We start from the raw sequence: 19,441 nt of genomic DNA, 5'->3' as shown, positions 1-19,441 counted from the left end.
TGCGCCTACTTGTGCCCGACGACGAGGGAGTGGCTGAATCCGAGGTCGTCATAGCGCTCGACCCGGGAGAACCCCGCGTCACGGATGGCCTTGTCCATGTCCCGGGGGGCGTACGTCATGCCTTCGCCGGAGGCGAGGGTGAGGAAGTACGGCGAGACCAGACCGCCGCTCATCGAGCCGGTGCCTTCGTCGTTCGACACGAAGTTGTAGACCAGGCAGACTCCGCCGGGCGGCAGGGCGTCGTAGCACTTGCGCAGAAGCTGAGTGTTCCGCTCCAGTGACCAGATCTCGAAGATGTGGAAGAACATGACCGCGTCCGCGCCCTCGGGCAGCGGGTCCGTGAACAGGTCGCCCGGCCGGAAGTGCATCCGCTTGCTCAGCTCGGCGTCCTCCGTGCGCTGGGCCGCGATCTGCGTGACGCTCTCCTGGTCGAAGACCGTCACCTCCAACTGCGGGTAGCGGCGCGCCAGTTCGATGCTGTTGGTCCCGTCGCCGCCGCCGATGTCGATGACATGACGCACCCCGGAGAAGTCGTACCGGTCCAGGATCTGCGCGAAGGCCTTCTTCGAGGCGTCGCCCATGTTCCGGTAGAACACCTCCTGCAGCTCGGGGTGGGCTGTGAGCCGCTCGTACAGGGTGGTCCCCGGGCCCTGGATGTGGCGCAGGCCGACGTTGGTGTTCTGCCGCATCGACTCCGAGAAGTCGCCCATCGCCTGGTTGATGATGTCGGCCTGGATGTCCACCAGAGGACCGAGGAACCGAGGGCTCGCCCTGAGCAGCTTGCGTCGTGCCATCTCGCTGTTGACGTAGGTGTCGCCCTCCTTCTCCAGCAGACGCAGCGAGGCGAGACCGAGGAGCAGGATGCGGGCGGGCTGCGGCTCGACGCCGATCGCCTTCGCCACCTGCTCGATGTCCATGCCCTCGGCTGCCTCCAGGTGCTCGAAGAGCTCGAATTCGAGTGCCGTCCGCAGAAGTTCGAACGCGGTCGTGCCGTGAATGATGATCCGGAGGTAGTCGGCTTCCGTGACGGTGATGGTGCCGCTGGCCATGGACGTCCCTTCCGAGCGTGGAAGGCGAGCGGTCGCTCGCGGGCCACACCGTCGCAAAGCCGTCTAGCGCGCGCCTCGACGCCCACTCGAATCGAATCGAGTGGTACAGCCTTCGATCTGCGTTCGAGGTTGCCTCAAGTGACGCCACGAATGCTTCGGGACGCGGCATCGAACAACGGATCAACTTCAAACATCGGGGGATGAAGAGGATGGCGCGAGAAGTAGTCATAACCGGTGTCGGCGTGGTCGCTCCGGGAGGCATCGGCAGCAAACCGTTCTGGGACCTGCTCGTCTCCGGCCGCACCGCGACCCGCACCATCACCCACTTCGACGCCTCGCCCTACCGCTCGACCATCGCCGCCGAGTGCGACTTCGACGCGGCGGCGGAAGGCCTGACGAGCGAGGAGGCCGGCCGGCTCGACCGGGCCACCCAGTTCGCGGTGGTGGCGACGCGGGAGGCCGTCGGCGACAGCGGCCTCGACGCGGCGGAACTCGACCCGTACCGCACGGGCGTCACCATCGGCAGCGCGGTCGGCTGCACGACGAGCCTGGAACGGGAGTACGCCGTCGCCAGCCACGGCGGCCGCGACTGGCTCGTCGACCCGGACCTCGCGGTCCCCCACCTCTACGACTACTACGTACCCAGCTCGATGGCGGCCGAGGTGGCCTGGACCGTCGGCGCGCAGGGCCCGTGTTCCGTGGTCTCCACGGGCTGCACCTCAGGGCTCGACGCCGTCGGTCACGCGGTACGGCTCATCGAGGAGGGCTCCGCGGACGTCATGGTCGCCGGCGGCACCGACGCCCCCATCTCGCCCATCACGGTCGCCTGCTTCGACGCGATCAGGGCGACGACGCCCCGCAACGACGAACCGGCCACCGCCTCCCGCCCGTTCGACCGCAGCCGCAACGGGTTCGTGCTCGGTGAGGGCTGCGCGGTCTTCGTCCTGGAGGAGCGGGAGCGCGCCCGGGCCCGCGGCGCCCATGTCTACGCGGGCGTCGGCGGATTCGCCTCCCGGTGCAACGCCTTCCACATGACGGGGCTGCGCCCGGACGGCAAGGAGATGGCGGCAGCCATCGAGACCGCCCTCGTGGAGGCCGGGGTCGCCGCCGACGAGGTCAGCTACATCAACGCGCACGGCTCCGGCACCAAGCAGAACGACCGGCACGAGACCGCCGCGTTCAAGAAGGCGCTCGGCGCACACGCCCACCGCACGCCGGTCAGCTCCATCAAGTCGATGATCGGTCACTCGCTCGGCGCGATCGGCTCCGTCGAACTCGCGGCCTGCGCGCTCGCCATCGAGAACGGCGCGATCCCGCCGACGGCGAACCTGCACGAGCCCGACCCGGAATGCGACCTCGACTACGTGCCGCTGGTCGCACGGGAGGCACAGCTCGACGTCGTCCTCAGCGTGGGCAGCGGATTCGGCGGCTTCCAGAGCGCCATGGTGCTGACCGGGCCGGGCCGGGCGGAGCGGTGAACGCAGCCGTCGTCACCGGCATCGGGGTCGTCGCGCCGAACGGCATGAACACCGAGGAGTACTGGAACGCCACCCTCACGGCACGTTCCGGCATCGGCCGCATCACCCGCTTCGCTCCCGACGGCTACCGCGCCACGCTGGCCGGCGAGATCCGCGGGTTCGACCCCGCGGCCCACCTCCCCGGCCGGCTCGTCCCGCAGACCGACCACTCCACGCGGCTCTCACTCGTCGCCGCCGACGAGGCCGTCCGCGACGCGGGCCTGGACATCGGTGAACTCCCCGAGTACGGCGTCGGCGTGGTGACCGCCAACAGCGCCGGCGGCTTCGAGTTCGGCCACCAGGAACTCGACAACCTGTGGCGCAAGGGCCCCGAGTACGTCAGCGCGTACCAGTCGTTCGCGTGGTTCTACGCGGTCAACACGGGCCAGATCTCCATCCGGCACGGTCTTCGCGGGCCCGGCGGAGTGCTGGTCTCCGACGAGGCGGGCGGCCTCGACGCGCTGGCCCAGGCCAGGCGGCTGCTGCGCCGCGGCCTGAGCGCCGTGGTCACCGGTGCCGTGGACGGCTCCCTGTGTCCCTGGGGATGGATCGCCCAGACCGCCACCGGACAGCTGAGCGCCGCCGAGGACCCACGGCTCGCCTACCGCCCCTTCGACGAGGAGGCCGCGGGATTCGTACCCGGCGAGGGCGGCGCGATGCTCGTCCTTGAGGACGAGGCGGCGGCCCGCAAACGCGGCGCACCCGGGGTCCGCGGCAGAATCCTGGGACACGCCGCCACCTTCGGCCCCAAGCCGGGCACCGTACCCCCCGACGACGCGACGGCACTGCGCAGGGCGATCGAACTCGCCCTGGCCGACGCCGGCGCCGACGCCCGCGACATCGACGCCGTCTTCGCCGACGCGGCCGGCGTCCCCGACCTCGACCGGGCGGAGGCCACCGCGCTCACCGCGGTCTTCGGCGGGCGTGAGCTTCCGGTCTGCGTCCCCAAGACCCTGACCGGCCGACTGTGCGCGGGAGCGGGGCCGCTCGATGTCGCCACCGCCCTGCTCGCGCTGCGCGACGGCGTCCTTCCCCCCGCCGTCCACACCCGTCCCTCGCCCCGGTACGGCCTGAGCGTGGTCGTCGGCCGGCCACGTGAGCTCCGTATGCGTGCCGTGCTGGTCGTCGCCCGAGGCCTCGGCGGATTCAACTCCGCGATGGTCGTCGGCGGATCGCACTGAGCCGTACTCCGCTCAGCAACCTCAAGGAGGCATCGCCATGCCCGATCTGACCCTCGACGAGCTCGCCCGCATCCTGCGCGACTGCGCGGGTGAGGGCGAGAGCGCCGGCCGCGACGGCGAGTTCGCGGATCTGCCCTTCACCGACCTCGGGTACGACTCCGTGGCGATCCTGGAGACGGCCGCACGCCTCAAACAGGAATACGGCGTCGTGCTGACCGACGACGAGGTCATGGAGATCGGCACGCCGGGCCGGCTCCTCGAACTCGCCAGGCGGCAGATAGCCGGGGCCTCATGACCGCCCCGGCCGACACGGACCGGCCCGCCACCGGCTGGTGGCTGTGCGACCACTGCCGGCGCCCCGTCTACGCCAAGCGGCTCGCCCGCACCGGCGGCGTGTGCCCGGAGTGCGGGCACCACCGGAGGCTGTCGGCCCGGGAACGCCTCGGCCAGCTCCTCGACCCGGGCTCGGCCGAGCCGCTGCGCGTGCCGTACGTCGTGGACGGCGGCCACGACTTCGTCGACACCCGGCCCTATCGGGAGCGCCTGGCCGAGGCACGCGCACGCACCGGCCTCGACGACGCGGCGATCGCGGCGCGCGGCCGGGTCGTCGGCACGGACGTCGCGGTCGTCGTCATGGAGTTCGGGTTCATGGGCGGCAGCCTCAGCGGCGGCGTGGGCGAACTCATCACGCTCACCGCGGAGACGGCCCTGGCCGAACGGCGATCGCTGATCCTCGTCTGCGCGTCCGGCGGAGCGCGTATGCAGGAGGGACTGATGTCGCTGATGCAGATGGCGAAGACCAGTCAGGCCCTGCTCGCCCTCGACGAGGCGGGCATCCTCACCATCTCCGTGATCACCGATCCGGTCTACGGGGGAGTGGCGGCGTCGTTCGCCACGCTCTGCGACGTGATCGTGGCCGAGCCCGGCGCCCGGATGGGCTTCGCAGGACCCCGCGTGATCGAACGCACCATCGGCGAGCGGCTGCCGGAGAACTTCCAGCGTGCGGAGTTCCTGCTGGAGCACGGGCAGGTCGACGTGGTCGCGCCGCGGGGCGAACTGCGCGCCACCCTGGGGCGGTTGCTGGGCGTGCTGGCGCCCGGGGCCGGGAAGCACCGGGACACGGGACCCGGCGGGCGGGACTCCACCCTGCTCACCGACCCGGACGAGGTACCCGACGTGGACCCCTGGCAGGCCGTCCGGCTCGCCCGGAACCTCGACCGCCCCACCACGCTCGACTACATAGGCCTCCTCGTCGAGGACTTCCAGGAACTGCACGGCGACCGGCTCGGCGCGGACTGTCCGGCCACCGTCGGCGGCGCCGGCACTCTGGGCGGCCGGCCGGTGATGGTCATCGGCCAGCAGAAAGGTCACACCGCGGCCGCGCTGCGCGAACGGAACTTCGGCATGCCCGTGCCCGCCGGATACCGCAAGGCCGCCCGGCTGATGCGTCTCGCGGCCAAGGCGGGCGTCCCGGTACTGACACTGGTCGACACCAGCGGCGCGTACCCCGGCGTCGAGGCCGAACGCGGCGGCCAGGCCGCGGCCATCGCGGAGAACCTGCGGCTGATGTCCGGGCTGCCCGTGCCGATCGTCGCCGTGATCGTCTCCGAGGGCGGCAGCGGCGGAGCCCTCGGCCTCGCCGTGGCCGATCGGGTGCTGGCGCTCAGCAACGCCGTGTACTCGGTGATCAGCCCCGAGGGATGCGCGGCCATCCTGTGGCGCGACCCCGACGCGGCGCCCCGGGCCGCACGTGAACTCGGACTGCACGCACGCGCTCTGCTCGCCCAAGGGGTCGTCGACGGAGTCGTCCCCGAGCCCGGCGACGGTGCCCAGAGCGACCACCAGGAGACGGCCGAACGCCTCGCCGCTGCCGTACAGCCCCTGCTGGACCAGCTGGCGGACCTGACCACCGAACAACTGCTGGCCCGACGCAGAGCGCGCTTCCGCGCGTTCGGCGGCCGGCCCGCCCGACGCCCGGTGCCGGAGAGGTAGGGGGAGATGTCCATGCCCGACAGCGTCGCCGCACTCGACAGCCTGATGAACGACGGACGCCCGGACACGCTTCCGGCGCTCCTGGAGGCAGCCAGGACCAGCATGATCGAGCTGTTGTCCCAGACTCAGGTCCCGCCCGCGGCGGTCCGCGTCACCGTCGGTCCGGTCACCATCGAGATGGACTGGCCGGCCGGCGCGCCCGAAGCGGCCACGGCGCCCGGAGCACCTGCCGCCCCGGCGTCGGCGCCGCCGGCGAAGGCCGCGGCGCAGCCGGCCGAGGGACCCGCCCTCGACCACGTCCACGCCCCCACGGTGGGGGTCTTCTACCGGGCACCGGAACCCGGCGCCAAACCCTTCGTGAGCGAGGGCGACACGGTCGTGCCCGGGCAACAGGTGGGCGTCGTCGAGGCGATGAAGCTGATGATCCCCGTCGAGTCGGACCGGCACGGCACCATCGACGAGTTCCTGCAGCCCAACGGCGCCCTGGTCGAGTACGGCGATCCGCTGTGCTCCCTCGTCCCGGCCGACGGGCGGTGAGGCGCCGTGTTCCGCACCGTCCTGATCGCCAACCGGGGTGAGATAGCCCTGCGTGTCGCGCGCGCCTGCCGGGAACTGGGCATCCGCGTCGCGGTGGTGTACTCCACCGAGGACACGGACAGCGAGGTCGTACGCTACGCCGACGAGGCGGTCCGGATCGGGCCCGGCGCGGCGCAGGCCAGTTACCTCAGCATCCCGGCCGTCGTCGAGGCAGCCCGGCGCACCGGTGCCGACGCCATCCACCCCGGCTACGGGTTCCTCTCCGAGAACGCCGACTTCGCCGAGGTGTGCGCCGCCGAGGGCATCACCTTCATCGGTCCGCCACCGGACGTGATGGAGGCGCTCGGCGACAAGTCCACCTGCCGCGCCCTCATGGCGGACGCCGGTCTCCCGCTGCTCCCCGGCACGCTGGAGCCCGTCTCCTCGCCCCGTGAGGCCGAGGCGCGCGCCGCCGAGATCGGCTTCCCCGTGGTCGTCAAGGCGGTCGCCGGCGGTGGCGGCCGCGGTATCGGAGTGGCATACAGTGCCGCCGAGTTCCCCACCGTCTTCCGGGAGACCCGCCGTCACGCGGCCGCCGTCTTCGGGGACGGGCGGGTCTATCTGGAGCGCTACCTGGAGTCCGCGCGGCACGTCGAGATCCAGGTGCTCGCCGACCGGTTCGGCAACGTCGTCCACCTCGGCGAGCGCGACTGCTCGGTGCAACGCCGCCACCAGAAGCTGATCGAGGAGGCTCCGGCACCCGGCCTGGACGAGGACGTCGTCGCCGCGATGGCCGAACACGCCGTCCAGGGCGCCAAGGCGGCCCGGTACGTGGGCGCGGGCACCTTCGAGTTCCTCTACGACGGCAGTGGCCGCTTCTACTTCATGGAGGTCAACTGCCGGATCCAGGTGGAGCATCCGGTCACCGAACTGGTCACCGGTGTCGACCTGGTCCACGAGCAGCTGTGGATCGCCGCGGGCCACCCGCTGCGGATCGGCCAGCAGGACGTCGTGCCCCGCGGTTGCGCGGTCGAATGCCGCATCAACGCCGAGGACGCCGGCCGGGAGTTCGTGCCGACCCCCGGGCTCATCGACGAACTCACCATGCCCTCGGGCCCGTTCGTACGCGTGGACACCCACGTGCGCCAGGGCTCCCGCATCTCCGTCTTCTACGATCCGCTGCTCGCCAAGGTCACCGTCTGGGCACCCGACCGGCAGCGCGCGCTGGCCCGCATGGGCCGGGCGCTGGACGAGGTCCGGGTCGAGGGCAAGGGCCTGCGGACCACGACGGACTTCCTCCATTCGGTCATCGACAGCGGTGAGTTCAGCACGGCCCGGCACGACACCGGGCTCGTCGGCCGGCTCCTGGAGCCGGCAGCGGCTGCCGAGGGAGCCGGCGTCACGGCTCCTTCGCAGGTGCAGGAGCCACCGAAAGCCTCGTAGGGAAGGTTCAGCTCATGAAAGCGCTCGTGCTTTCCGGCGGTTCGGGAACCCGGCTGCGGCCGATCACTCACACGCTGGCCAAACAACTCGTGCCGGTGGGCAACAAGCCCGTGCTGTTCTACGGCCTGGAAGCGATCGCCGCCGCGGGGGTGACCGAGACCGGCATCGTGGTGGGCGACACCCGTGCCCAGATCGAGGCCGCCGTGGGCGACGGCTCGCGGTTCGGTCTCGACGTCACCTATGTGTGGCAACGGGAGCCGCTCGGTCTGGCGCACGCCGTGAAGACGGCCCGCGACTTCCTCGGGGACGACGACTTCGTGCTGTACCTGGGCGACAACGTCGTCCTCGACGGCATCACCGACTTCGTGGCGCGTTTCCGGGAGTGCCGGCCCGCCGCGCAGATCCTGCTGGCCAGGGTCGACGACCCGCGTCAGTTCGGCGTGGCCCAGGTCGCCGCAGACGGAAGGGTGACGGGACTGCAGGAGAAACCCCGCCACCCCCGGAGCGACCTCGCCGTGGTCGGCGTGTACCTCTTCAGCGCGGCCGTCCACAAGGCGGTCGCCGAGATCGAGCCCTCGGCCCGTGGCGAGCTGGAGATCACCGACGCGATCCAGTGGCTCATCGACCACGATCTGCGCACGGACGCCGGCGTCATGACCGGCTACTGGAAAGACACCGGCAACGTGCCGGACATGCTGGAGGTCAACCGCCTGGTGCTGCGGTCGCTGGAGCCGTCGACCGCCGGGCTCGTCCTCGACAGCGAGATCAGCGGCCAGGTCGTCGTCGGCCCCGGAGCCCGGGTGACCGGTTCCTCGATCGTCGGCCCCGCGGTCATCGGCGCCGGCACGACCGTCACCAACTCCCGTATCGGACCCAGTACCTCCATCGCCGAGGACTGCCGGATCGCCGACAGCTGGATCCGCGACTCGATCGTCATGCCCCGTGCCTCGATCACCGGAGTACGGCCTCTGGAGTCCTCGTTGATCGGACAGGACGTGGAGATCGCCCGCACTCCCGGTCCTTCGGGCGCTCACCGGCTGGTCCTCGGGGACCGCAGCCAGGTGCGGGTCGCGTCATGAGCGGCCCACGGATCCTTGTCACGGGCGGCGCCGGATTCATCGGCTCGCACTATGTACGTGCTGTCCTGGCGGGCGAATATTCCGCTTATGTCGGTGCTGAGGTGACAGTTCTCGATAAGCTCACCTATGCCGGAAACCCGGCCAATCTGGCGGGCACGGATTGTGAACTCGTCTGGGGCGACCTGTGCGATCCCGAACTGCTGGCTAAAGTGGTACCCGGCCATGACGTGGTCATAAATTTCGCGGCGGAATCGCACGTCGACCGGTCCATCGCCGGCTCCGCGGATTTCGTACGGACGAATGTGCTCGGTGTTCAGGCCCTGCTGCAGGCCTGTTTGGAGGCCGGCACCTCGCGCATCGTGCAAATCTCCACGGACGAGGTATACGGCACCATCGATTCCGGATCGTGGGACGAGGACGCCGCGCTCCGGCCCCGTTCGCCGTATGCGGCGTCCAAGGCCGGCGGTGACATGGTGGCCCGCGCCTACGCGGTCACCCACGGCCTGCCCGTGTCGATCACCCGGTGCGGCAACAACTACGGCCCCCGGCAGTACCCCGAGAAGGTCGTCCCGCTCTTCATCACCCGGTTGCTGGCGGGCCGGAAGGTGCCGCTCTACGGGGACGGGAGCAACGTACGCGACTGGGTACACGTCGAGGACCACTGCCGCGGCGTGCAGCTCGTCGCCGAGCGTGGGGCGCCGGGCGAGGTCTACCACGTGGCCGGCACCGCCGAACTGACCAACCGTGAACTGACGGAACGCCTCCTGAGCGCGTGCGGCCGTGACTGGGACATGGTCGAGTACGTCGCGGACCGCAAGGGCCACGACCGCCGCTACAGCCTCGACGACAGCAAGTTGCGCGCGCTCGGCTTCGCCCCGAGGGTCCCCTTCGGCGAGGGCCTGGCCGGGACGGTCCGCTGGTATGCGGACCACCCGGAGTGGCGTATCGGTCCAAGTGCCGGGCAAGGAAAGGGGGTGTCGGCATAAAAAGGCGGTGTTCATTCCGCAAGTGTGCAGCCGGTGTAATGCGGGCGAGCCATATTCAGCTGTGCGTGTCGAACGCAAAGACATGGACAAGATGCGGATTCATCATCGTCCCGTGATAATCTAAGTCGACTCGGATTGCCTTAGCAGCAGTGACTGCGGGGGTAGTTGTTCTTGGCCATCCTGGGGGTAGCAAGATGAAGCTCGGCGTTCTCGGCACTTTAACAATCAACGATGTCGAAGTGGCGGAAATCCTGACGGCACCCAAGCCACGCAGCGTCCTGGCGATGCTGATGCTTGAGCCCGGCCGTGCGGTGTCCACGGCATCGCTGATCCAGGAGCTCTGGGACGAGCGCCCACCGCGCAGCGCGTCCACGACGCTCCAGACGTACGTTCTGCAGCTGCGCCGCATGTTCCGCGACATCTCACCCGCGGGTGGCGGGTCCCCGGCGGACGCGCTCGTCACGCGCGTGCCGGGGTACCTGCTGCAGGCGGACCACACCGAACACGACCTCAGCGCGTACGAGACGCTGGCCGAGCAGGGCCAGAAGCACCTGGAGCAGGGCGACAACGAGCGGGCCGAGGAACTGTTCTCGCGTGCCCTCGAACTGTGGCGCGGCGCCCCGCTGAGCGACGTGCGTCCCGGACCGCTGCTGTACCCGCAGATCTGCGGGCTGGAGGAGAGCCGTCTGGCGGCGACGGAAATGCGGATCGAGGCCAACCTGCGGCTCGGCCGGCACCGTGAGGTGCAGGGCGAACTGACCGTTCTGGTGGGCAGTTACCCCCTTCACGAGGGGATCCGCGTCAAGCACATGCTGGCCCTGTTCCGGGCCGGCCGGCTGTCCGCCGCACTCGACTCGTTCCACGAGTACCGGCACCGGCTGGTGACGGACCTGGGCCTGGAGCCGTCCCCGCGGATACGGGGTCTCCAGCAGGCGATGCTCTGTTTCGATCCCATGGCGGACTCGCTGGCGATCCTCGACCGCGTCGCGTCCGGCGCCTCCCGGTGAACACGTAACCAGGCGGGACAGCAGGCGAGTCGGTTCGGGCGCGTTCGTCCGGGGGGCGGGACCCCGGACGGAGGCGACGATCCGTGTCCCGGCACTGTCAGCCGGTGTCTCCGGGTCGCTCGGGCACCCGACTGTCGATCATGTGCAGATAAGGGCCCACCGGCCGCACGTCGGTCACGGTGAGGCCCGCCTCCTGCACCAGGCGCAGCAGACTCTGCCGCAGATGCTTCCTGCCGTCGACGTTGAGCAGCAGCAGGAGGTCCATCGCCGTGGTGAAGCCGGTCTCCGGGCTCCCGTCGACCAGGTTCTCCACCACGACGACCCGTCCACCGGGGCGGGCGGAGGTGGCCACATTGCGCAGCGCGGCCACGGTGTTGGCGTCGTCCCACTCCAGGACGTTCTTGAGGATGAAGACGTCGGCCTCGACCGGCACCGACTCGCGGCAGTCGCCCGCCACCAGCCGGCAGCGGTCGCCGAGCGCACCGTCGTCCCGCAGCCGCGGGTCGACGTCGGTGAGTACACCCGGCAGATCGAACAGGGCGCCCCGGAGCGACGGGTCGCGCTCCAGGACCGTCGCGATGAGGTCGCCGTGGCCGCCCGCGACGTCCACCACGGTGAGTTCGCCGCGCAGGTCGAGCGCCGCCGCGATCGCCGCCGAGGAGAGCCGGCTGGCCTGCGTCATGGCCCGGTTGAAGACCTCGGCGGATTCCGGCGCGTCCTCGTAGAGGTAGGTGAAGAAGTCCTTGCCGTGCACCTCGGCGAAACCGCCCTTGCCGGTGCGCACGGCGTCGGCCAGGCGCGGCCACACGGTCCACGTCCAGGGTTCGGTGGCCCACAGGACCATGTCGCGCAGGCTGCGCGGGGTGTCGGTACGCAGCAGGCGCGAGACCGCCGTGTGCGCGTAGCCGCCGCCCTGGGCGGCGAAGACGCCCTGTGAGCTGAGTGCGCGCAACAGCCGGTCCAGCGTGCCGGATTCGGCGTTGACCGCGTGTGCCAGCTCGGCGGCGGAGGCGGGTTCCTCGCCGAGCGCGTCGGCGACACCCAGCTGCGCCGCGGCGCGGAGGGCGGCCGCGTGGCCGGCGGCGAGGGCGAGTCGGCGGAGGTTCGTCACGGCTTCGAGAGCGGGAGCTGTCATGACCGAAGCATCGGCAACCGCCCTGGACCGCAACTGGACCCCTGGTCGAAACCGCCCACAGCCCGTCCGCCCACAGCCCGCACCGGCCACGGACCGCGCGGCCGGCGGTCCGGCCCCGCGCACGAGGACCACCTCTCCGTACGCTCCGGCCCCGCTCCAGCAGCGATCGACCGTCCTGCGGCACGGTGACGGGACTCGACTCAACCGCCGGGCCCCGCATGGCGAGCGGCCCGCGGTGGCCCGGACACCGAGGGGAAGAGCACCGTGCCGAAACCGCACATGAGCAGCGAAGTGCAGCCACTGCCGGGCCTGAAGGGCAAGAGCGCCCTCGTCGTCGGAGGCACCCGCGGCGTCGGTCGCGCCGTCACCGAGAAACTCGCCGCGTCCGGCTGCGACGTCATCGCCACCTACGCCCATTCGGTGCCGGACGCCGAGGCACTCCTCGCCGACCTGTCGGACGCCCCGGGAAGCCTCACCACCGTGCGCGGCGACGCACGCCGCGCCTCGACCCTGCCCGAGCTGATGCGCGAGGTGCGTGAGCGCCACGGCCGCCTCGACGTCCTCGTCCACTCGGTCGCCTCGGCGCACCCCATGCCGACGCTCGGCATGCGCCTGACCGACGTGTACGCCGACACGGCGAGCGCGCTCGTGCCGCTCGCGGCGTCGGCGGGACCGGCCGCGGACCTGATGCCCGAGGGCGGCCGGATCATCGTCGTGTCGGCGAGTGTCGCCCGCGGCGTGGCCCCCCACCTGGTCAGCCTGGGGGTGGCCAAAGCCGCTCTGGAGAGCCTGGTCCGGTTCGTGGCCGTGGAACTGGCGGGCCGGGGAGTGACGGTCAACGCGGTCTCCGCATCCAAGATCGACAAGGGGGCGGGGACCACACGCCCGGAGGTGGCCCGAGCCATCGGTGCGCGCACTCCCGCGGGGCGGCTCGCCACCCCCGGGGACGTCGCGGACGCCGTGGCGCTGCTCTGCCTGCCCGAAGCCCAGTGGATCACCGGTCAGGTGGTCTCGGCCGACGGCGGCCTCGGCCTGCTGGCCTGACAGGAGACAGAGATGGAAGAGTCAACGGACGTCTGTGTGGTCGGCGGCGGACCGGCGGGCATGACCCTCGCCCTCCTGCTGCTGCGGTCGGGAGTACGCGTCACCGTCGTGGAACGCAGCTCCTCCCTCAACCGTGAGTACCGCGGCGAGATCCTGCAGCCCGGCGGCCTCGCCGTGCTCGACGAGCTCGGCGTCCTGCAGAGCGCGACGGACCGCGGCGCGCACGTTCTGGAACGGTTCCGGCTCGTCGAGCACGGCCGGGTGCTGATGTCGTTCGACTACCGGAAGCTGCCGCCGCCGTACAACTATCTGCTCAGCCTGCCGCAGGATCACCTCCTCGCCGAACTCCTCGACAGATGCCAGGACTTCCCGGGTTTCCGCTACCTCGTGGCACGGGTGAACGGCCTGGTCCGCGAGGGCGGGAGGTGCCGCGGCGTCCGGGCCGGCGCCCAGGACCTGACGCACACCGTGCGGGCCGCCTGCGTGGTCGCGGCCGACGGACGCCACTCGCAGGTCCGCCGGCTCGCGGGCATCGACCACGTCCGCCAGGACGTCTTCGACCAGGACGTGGTCTGGTTCCGGCTGCCCGGCGAGGAGCGCCTCGGCGAGGTCATGGTGAACCGCGCGGGCGGCAACCCCGTGCTCGCGTACGACTCGCACCCGGGCGCCCTCCAGATGGGCTGGACCCTGCCCAAGGGGGAGTGGAAACGGCTCGCCCCGCTGGGCATCGGGGAGGTGCGCCGACGCATCTCGACCGCGACCCCACAGTTCGCGGACCGGGTGGAGCAGGCCCTGCGCAGCTTCGCCGACGTCTCGTTGCTCGACGTGTTCGGCGCGTCCGCCCAGCGCTGGACCGACGACGGACTCGTCCTCATCGGCGACGCCGCGCACACCCACGGTCCGCTCGGCGCCCAGGGCATCAACCTCGCCGTGCAGGACGCGGCCCTGCTCCACCCGATCCTGCTCGCCGCCGTCACGGACGGCGACACGAGCGCCGCACGACTGCGTGAGTTCGAGGAGATCCGCCGGCCGCACATCAACGCGGTGATGAAGTTCCAGGCCGTCCAGAGCCGGATGATGCTCTCCGCCGACAGCCTGGCCACCTTCCTGCGCCCCAAGCTCGCCCGTGTCGTCATGCACACACCGATCGGCGCCAAGTTCACCCGGCGGATCGCTTTCGGAGCTCCGGGCATCCGCGTCGCCAGCAATCTCTTCACCGCCCAGCAGAAAGAGTGACCGCCGATGAGACTGGTCGACCTGTCGTCCCCCGTCGACGCCCGGGGCTGGGAACCCGAACCGGTGACCCACGAGGTGATCACGCCCGCGGAGGGCGCCCGGCACATGGCCGATGAGATGCGGGAGCACTTCGGCATCGACTTCGACCCGAGCGTCCTCGACGACGGCGAACTGCTGTCCATCGACACGCTGCGGCTCACCACCCACACCGGTACGCACATCGACGCGCCCGCCCACTACGGCACCCGCGCCTCCTACCGTGAGGGACCACCGCGCACCGTCGACGAGCTCCCCCTCGAATGGTTCCACCGCCCCGCCGTTCTCCTCGACCTCACGGACGCGGAACCCGGCGTGGTCGGCGCGGACCGGATACGAGCCGAACTGGACCGTACGGGCGTCGAGCCGGCGCCGCTGGACATCGTGCTCCTGCACACCGGAGCCGACCGGTGGGCCGGCACGGAGAAGTACTTCACCCACTTCGTCGGCCTCGACGGACCCGCGGTGCATCTGCTGCTCGACCTCGGGGTGAAGGTCATCGGAACCGACGCGTTCAGCCTGGACGCCCCCTTCGGCGACATCCTGCGCCGCTACCGGCGGACCGAGGACCGGTCGGTGCTGTGGCCCGCCCACTTCGCCGGGCGCGACCGGGAGTTCTGCCAGATCGAGCGCCTCGCCAACCTGGACCGGCTGCCGCGCCACGGCTTCACCCTCTCGTGCTTCCCGGTGAAGATCGCCGGGGCCGGGGCCGGCTGGACCCGCGCGGTCGCTTTCATCGACGACAACGAGGGCTGAGGGACATGACCCACGACACACAGGCCACCGCCGACGAACACCGGGAGAGCACCGACGGGTCCCCGGCGGCGTACTCCTTCGTCGACCCGTCCGGCATCTCGCTGCGGCAGCGACTCATGCTCCTCGCCAACGGCCAGCGCTTCTCCGCGGTCGTGTACGCGCTGGCCGAGATGAACGTCGCCGACCAGCTGGCCAAGGGGCCTCGCACGGCCGGTGAACTCGCCGACGCGGTGGGCGCCGACGAGACCGCGCTCTACCGGATGCTGCGCTGTGCCGCGCTTCTCGGCGTGTTCCGGGAGCTCGACGGACGGCGGTTCGCGCTCACCCCCCTCGCCGAGGGGCTGCGCACCGACCTGCCCGACGGGGTGCGCGACGCCGTCCTGCTCGACGGATCCGGCTTCTTCTGGGGCGCGTTCGGGTCGATCCTCCACTCGGCACGGACCGGCCGCCCCGGCTTCGACGCGGCGAACGGGATGTCCTTCTGGGAGTACCTCCAGGGCCACCCGGAGGCCGGTGCGGTCTTCGACGACGCCATGACCACCATCAGCCGCCGACTGGGCGGGCTCTACCTGGACCGGGTGGACTTCTCCCGGTTCCCGGTCCTCGCCGATGTCGGCGGCGGCCGCGGCTACTTCCTCGCCGAGATCCTCCGCCGCAACCCGGACATGCGGGGTGTGCTGTTCGACCGGCCCCAGGTCACCGGCACCGCGGGGGAGTTGCTCACCGAACGTGAGGTGGCCGACCGCGTCGAGGTCGTCGGCGGCGACTTCTTCACCGATTCGGTCCCGGCAGGCTGCGACGCGTACGTCCTCAAGACGGTGCTGCACGACTGGCCCGACGACAAGGCCGTGGCGATCCTGCGCCGGGTACGCGAGGCCATCGGCGACTCCGAGGCGCGGCTGCTCGTCCTCGAACAGGTCGTGGCGCCCGGCAACGTCTGGGACACGGCCAAGTTCCTGGACGTGGACATGCTGGTGGTGATGGGCGGCCGCGAGCGCAACCTCGACGAGTGGCGGGCACTGCTCACCGCCGGCGGATTCGAGCTGGACTGCACGCCGGCCGTCGGTGACTGGGCGGTTCTGGAGTGCAGGCCCAACTGACCTCGCCTCGCCGGAGGCACCTGCTCGAAACGCACCGTGGACACCCGCTCGACGCAGCCGTCGGCACCCCGACCAGGAAGGCAGGACCGCATGACCGACACGACCCTCGACGCGGCGCCCGCACAGGACGCGCTCTACGCCGAAGTGCAGCAGTTCTACGCCCGCCACATGCAGCTCCTCGACAGCGGCAGGGCCGACGAATGGGCCCTGACCTTCACCGAGGAGGGCGAGTTCGCCCCCGAACACCGGCCCGAACCCGTCGTCGGGCGGGCCGCACTCGCCCGGGCGGCGCGCGTCGCCCACGAGGCACTGGTGGCCGCGGGCGAGGTGCGCCGGCACTGGCACGGCATGGTCGCGGTCGAACCCGCGGCCGACGGAGCGGTGCACGTGCGGTGTTACGCGCTCATCATCGGCACGGTGGCGGGAGGCGAACCGCAGTTGCGGATGAGCTGCGTCTGCGAGGACGTCCTCGTCCGTGAGGAGGGCGAGCTCAAGGTCAGCCGTCGGCGAGTCACCAAGGACGGGGTGAGCGCGCCCGGCTGAGAAGTACGTCAGCACTGGGAGGNNGGCCCCTCCCAGTGCTGACGTCAGTGGTCCTCGACCGCGCTGTAGAGGTCCGCGTCGGGGGTGGCGAGGCCCGCGAGACCGCGTACCCGCTTGCGGAACTCCTCGCTCTGTACGGCCTTCTTGTGCGAGTCGGCCTCGTCCCAGTGGGCGGTCTCCACGAAGATGTTCGGCTTGCTGACCGAGCGGTACACCTCATGGCTGATGAAGCCCGGTTGTGCCTGCATGTAGGCGCTGACCTCGGCGATGGCGCGGCGGAACGCGTCGACCTCGCCGGTCACCGTGAACTTGTTGATCAGGGTCACCATGTCGTTCTCCTCCGTTGGGTCGGTTACGGGCGGGGATCAGTCGCCGGCCGTGAGCAGGATCTCGAAGAGCCGGCGCAGATCCTGGCGGCGGACCTTGCCGCCGCCGGACCGGGCGATCTCGTCGACCGCCCGGATGTGTCGGACGTGCTGGTAGTACGGCAGGCCGGAGTTGACATCCGAGGCGATCGCGCCGAGTGCCTCCGGCCCCGTGCCGTCGCGGGGGACCACGAGGGCGGCGGCCACGGCGCCGCTGAACTCGTCCGGGTGGTCGACGACCACACAGTCCACGACGTCCGGATGGCCGAGCAGCACCCGCTCGATCTCCTGCGGCGACACCAGCCAGTTGTCGCACTTGAAGACGTCCTTGAGCCGGTCGACGACGAACAGGTAGCCGTCCTCGTCGACCTGACCGACGTCACCGGTGGCGAACCAGCCCTCGGCGTCCAGGGCGGCGCCGTCGGGCTCGCCCAGGTAGCCCCGCATCAGCTGCGGGCCCCGCACCTGGATCTCGCCCCGCCCGCCGGGCCCGAGCGCCCTGCCGGTGGTGAGGTCCACGATCCGGCACTCGGTGCCGGGCACCGGCGGCCCGCAGGAACCCTCCTTGGGGCGGGTACGGCTGCCGCAGTGCGTCATCGGCGCGGTCTCCGCGAGCCCGTACCCCTGAAGCACCGGAATCCCGAAGTGCTCACTGAGCGCACGCGCCGCCGGGACGGGCAGCGCCGAACCGCCGGAGAAGACGGCTTCCACGGTCTCCAGCCGCAGGTCCGGGAGGTCCGCACGCACCGCGAGACGGCTGAGCCGCATCGGCAGGCTGTAGTACCGCGTGGCCCGGGCCTCGTTCGCCGTCCGTAGCGAGGCCGCCAGGTCCGGGTCGGTGGCCAGGACCTGCTCGGCGCCCGCGAACAACGCCGAGTTGAGGTGCATCGGATGGTAGGTGGGCAGGTGGTTGAGCGTCACCGAGCCCGCGTCCAGGCCGTGCGCGTACACCGTCTGCGCCGCGTTGACGGCCAGGTTGCGGTGAGTCTGCCGCACGCCCTTCGGCTCGCCCGTCGTGCCGCTGGTGAAGTGCACGGAGGCGATGTCGTCCGGACCGACCGCCGGCAGGTCTGCCAAGACGTCCGCCGGCGGCCCGGAGTCCCACAGCGCACGGTCGCCGAGGTCGAGCGTCGGCACGCCGCCGGGCAGCTGCTCCGCGATCTCCGGCGTGGTGAGCACCAGCCGGGCCCCGCTCGCGGCGACGAGCTCGGCCAGACCCTTCGCGCGCAGCATGGGATTGACCGGAACGACGACGTTGCCGGCGCGCAGCGTCCCGAAGTACGCCACGGCGAAGTCGGGGTGCAGGACGGAGGTGACGGCGACGACCGCACCGGGTCCGCCCACCAGGCTCCGGATGCGGGCCGCGCAGCCGCTCACACGGCGCTCCAGCTCGGCGAAGGTCAGGGCGTCGCCGCGGTCCGTCCGGACGCACACACCGTCCGGGTCGGCCGCGGCGGCCCGTCGGGTCAGGTCGTCCAGACGTGTGACGGGCTCACGCACGGGACTGCTCCTCGGCGAACTCCTTGGCGAGGCGCAGATTGGTCATGGAGTTGGTGCTCAGCACCCGGCGCAGATAGCGGCGGGCGTCCTCGACGGTGGTGCCCTCCCCGAGGACCGGAAGCGCCGAGGGCTTGATGACGGCGACGTGCCGTGACTCGACGACGATCCCTTCCCGGGTGGGGGTGAACAGCCAGTGCCCGGTGTGCGCGTCCAGCAGCGCGGGCAGGCCGATCTGCTTGTAGACGATCTTCGAGTGCGGGAAGCAGATCCGCACCGAGCGCGTGGTGTGCGGGGCACCGTCGGACGTCGTGGTGTCCATGTCGAAGAACTGGATGCCCGGCACGTCCTCCGTCATATCGATCCGGGAGACGTGCGCGAGCCGCTCGGGCCACCGGTCGGCCTCGTAGAGGATCTTGTAGGCGTCCTCCGGGGACCCCGCGGCGAACAGCGGGTCGCGGAAGTCGACGACCAGGTCGGACAGCTCCTGCCTGTTCCCGGCCGCGTACGCCACCGTGGACAGCAGATCCGAGCGCGCACCCTCGGCCCGGGCGACGGCTTCGGGGGAGGTGAGCGCGCTCGTGTCCTGCGTCAGCTCGATCTCGGTCTTGTCGGCCGAGACCGCGCGCAGCACCCACTCACCGCGCACCCCGGCCAGCGTGGACTCGGCCGTGTCCTCGAAGGCGACCCGCAGGCCGTCGGCGTCGAGGGTGCGGTGCTGCGTACGGGACCACACCTGCTCGTCCTCGGTGACGGTCCACACCGTCACGAAGTCCCGGGCCGGGAAGGCCGGGCCGGTGGTGTCCCGCTCGGCGTACACGATCGTGGGGGAGAGGTAGTGGAGCGGATCGGGGTCGGCGATCAGGCCGAGGACGACCTCGGCCGGGGCGTCGACGACACACGATTCGCCCACGGGGGCTTGGGAGTTGACCACGGGTGTTCCTTCCACGGTGAGTGCG

The 19,441-nt window shown here is 71.0% G+C and carries 19 protein-coding genes; 14 read left to right on the top strand and 5 right to left on the bottom strand.

From position 1 onward, the window contains the following. Positions 1-5 precede the first annotated feature (5 nt). Positions 6-1,049 carry a methyltransferase gene (locus tag AOK01_RS04790; protein ID WP_055508735.1) on the bottom strand — a complete coding sequence of 348 codons (1,044 nt, stop codon included), beginning with the start codon at positions 1,047-1,049 and terminating at the stop codon, positions 6-8. A gap of 209 nt (positions 1,050-1,258) precedes the next feature. Between AOK01_RS04790 and AOK01_RS04785 the strand changes: the two genes are divergently transcribed. The 9 genes from AOK01_RS04785 (at position 1,259) to AOK01_RS04745 (ending at position 10,770) form a co-directional block, all read left to right on the top strand. Then, positions 1,259-2,527, top strand: a complete 1,269-nt coding sequence (locus AOK01_RS04785) for a beta-ketoacyl-[acyl-carrier-protein] synthase family protein (RefSeq protein WP_055508732.1) — start codon at positions 1,259-1,261, stop codon at positions 2,525-2,527. Further along, positions 2,524-3,747, top strand: coding sequence for a ketosynthase chain-length factor (locus tag AOK01_RS04780; RefSeq protein WP_055508730.1), 1,224 nt, complete (start codon positions 2,524-2,526; stop codon positions 3,745-3,747). Before AOK01_RS04785 ends, AOK01_RS04780 begins: the two co-directional genes overlap by 4 nt. Before the next feature lie 37 nt (positions 3,748-3,784). Next, positions 3,785-4,042 carry an acyl carrier protein gene (locus AOK01_RS04775; protein WP_063792721.1) on the top strand — a complete coding sequence of 86 codons (258 nt, stop codon included), beginning with the start codon at positions 3,785-3,787 and terminating at the stop codon, positions 4,040-4,042. After that, entirely contained in the window at positions 4,039-5,739 is a 1,701-nt protein-coding gene (gene accA, locus AOK01_RS04770; protein ID WP_055508729.1) for an acetyl-CoA carboxylase carboxyl transferase subunit alpha, read from the top strand. Before AOK01_RS04775 ends, accA begins: the two co-directional genes overlap by 4 nt. A gap of 12 nt (positions 5,740-5,751) precedes the next feature. After that, positions 5,752-6,276 (top strand): acetyl-CoA carboxylase biotin carboxyl carrier protein, encoded by a 525-nt coding sequence (locus tag AOK01_RS04765; RefSeq protein WP_063792726.1) that lies wholly within the window; start codon positions 5,752-5,754, stop codon positions 6,274-6,276. Between the two features lie 6 nt (positions 6,277-6,282). Then, positions 6,283-7,698 (top strand): acetyl-CoA carboxylase biotin carboxylase subunit, encoded by a 1,416-nt coding sequence (locus AOK01_RS04760; protein WP_055508724.1) that lies wholly within the window; start codon positions 6,283-6,285, stop codon positions 7,696-7,698. 14 nt (positions 7,699-7,712) lie between these two features. After that, entirely contained in the window at positions 7,713-8,777 is a 1,065-nt protein-coding gene (locus AOK01_RS04755; RefSeq protein WP_055508720.1) for a glucose-1-phosphate thymidylyltransferase, read from the top strand. Further along, positions 8,774-9,763: a dTDP-glucose 4,6-dehydratase gene (gene rfbB / locus AOK01_RS04750; protein WP_055508718.1), complete on the top strand. Its 990-nt coding sequence runs from the start codon at positions 8,774-8,776 to the stop codon at positions 9,761-9,763. The genes AOK01_RS04755 and rfbB overlap by 4 nt, the downstream gene beginning before the upstream one ends. 194 nt (positions 9,764-9,957) lie before the next feature. Next, positions 9,958-10,770 (top strand): AfsR/SARP family transcriptional regulator, encoded by an 813-nt coding sequence (locus AOK01_RS04745; RefSeq protein WP_063792720.1) that lies wholly within the window; start codon positions 9,958-9,960, stop codon positions 10,768-10,770. A gap of 97 nt (positions 10,771-10,867) precedes the next feature. Here the strand turns inward: AOK01_RS04745 and AOK01_RS04740 are convergent, their stop codons facing one another. Beyond that, the gene (locus AOK01_RS04740) at positions 10,868-11,905 is read right to left on the bottom strand and encodes a methyltransferase (RefSeq protein ID WP_055508714.1); all 1,038 of its coding nucleotides are present in this window, start codon (positions 11,903-11,905) and stop codon (positions 10,868-10,870) included. A gap of 279 nt (positions 11,906-12,184) precedes the next feature. On the opposite strand from AOK01_RS04740, the gene AOK01_RS04735 reads away from it, so the two are divergent. From AOK01_RS04735 to AOK01_RS04715, 5 genes are all read left to right on the top strand, one after another. Continuing rightward, a complete protein-coding gene (locus tag AOK01_RS04735; RefSeq protein ID WP_055508712.1) occupies positions 12,185-12,949 on the top strand; it encodes an SDR family oxidoreductase in 765 nt (254 codons plus the stop codon). A 12-nt stretch (positions 12,950-12,961) separates the two neighbouring features. Then, positions 12,962-14,185 carry an FAD-dependent monooxygenase gene (locus AOK01_RS04730; RefSeq protein ID WP_055508709.1) on the top strand — a complete coding sequence of 408 codons (1,224 nt, stop codon included), beginning with the start codon at positions 12,962-12,964 and terminating at the stop codon, positions 14,183-14,185. A 6-nt stretch (positions 14,186-14,191) separates the two neighbouring features. After that, a complete protein-coding gene (locus AOK01_RS04725) occupies positions 14,192-14,977 on the top strand; it encodes a cyclase family protein (RefSeq protein ID WP_055508707.1) in 786 nt (261 codons plus the stop codon). Positions 14,978-14,982: 5 nt separating this feature from the next. After that, positions 14,983-16,077: a methyltransferase gene (locus tag AOK01_RS04720; protein ID WP_079103156.1), complete on the top strand. Its 1,095-nt coding sequence runs from the start codon at positions 14,983-14,985 to the stop codon at positions 16,075-16,077. A 90-nt stretch (positions 16,078-16,167) separates the two neighbouring features. Beyond that, positions 16,168-16,620: a nuclear transport factor 2 family protein gene (locus AOK01_RS04715; protein ID WP_055508704.1), complete on the top strand. Its 453-nt coding sequence runs from the start codon at positions 16,168-16,170 to the stop codon at positions 16,618-16,620. Between the two features lie 44 nt (positions 16,621-16,664). Here AOK01_RS04715 and AOK01_RS04710 read toward each other — a convergent pair whose 3' ends face one another. Genes AOK01_RS04710 through AOK01_RS04700 form a run of 3 tightly spaced genes read right to left on the bottom strand, consistent with a single transcriptional unit; the run spans position 16,665 to position 19,416 of the window. Beyond that, positions 16,665-16,949: an antibiotic biosynthesis monooxygenase family protein gene (locus AOK01_RS04710; protein ID WP_055508703.1), complete on the bottom strand. Its 285-nt coding sequence runs from the start codon at positions 16,947-16,949 to the stop codon at positions 16,665-16,667. A 36-nt stretch (positions 16,950-16,985) separates the two neighbouring features. Continuing rightward, positions 16,986-18,485 (bottom strand): class I adenylate-forming enzyme family protein, encoded by a 1,500-nt coding sequence (locus tag AOK01_RS04705; RefSeq protein WP_055508701.1) that lies wholly within the window; start codon positions 18,483-18,485, stop codon positions 16,986-16,988. After that, entirely contained in the window at positions 18,478-19,416 is a 939-nt protein-coding gene (locus AOK01_RS04700; protein WP_055508699.1) for an SRPBCC family protein, read from the bottom strand. The genes AOK01_RS04705 and AOK01_RS04700 overlap by 8 nt, the downstream gene beginning before the upstream one ends. Between the last annotated feature and the right edge of the window lie 25 nt (positions 19,417-19,441).

It is taken from the genome of Streptomyces aurantiacus (assembly GCF_001418335.1).
Lineage (GTDB): Bacteria > Actinomycetota > Actinomycetes > Streptomycetales > Streptomycetaceae > Streptomyces > Streptomyces aurantiacus.
Note: the sequence above shows the minus strand (reverse complement) of the source record. Positions and strands in the feature narration are given on the sequence as shown.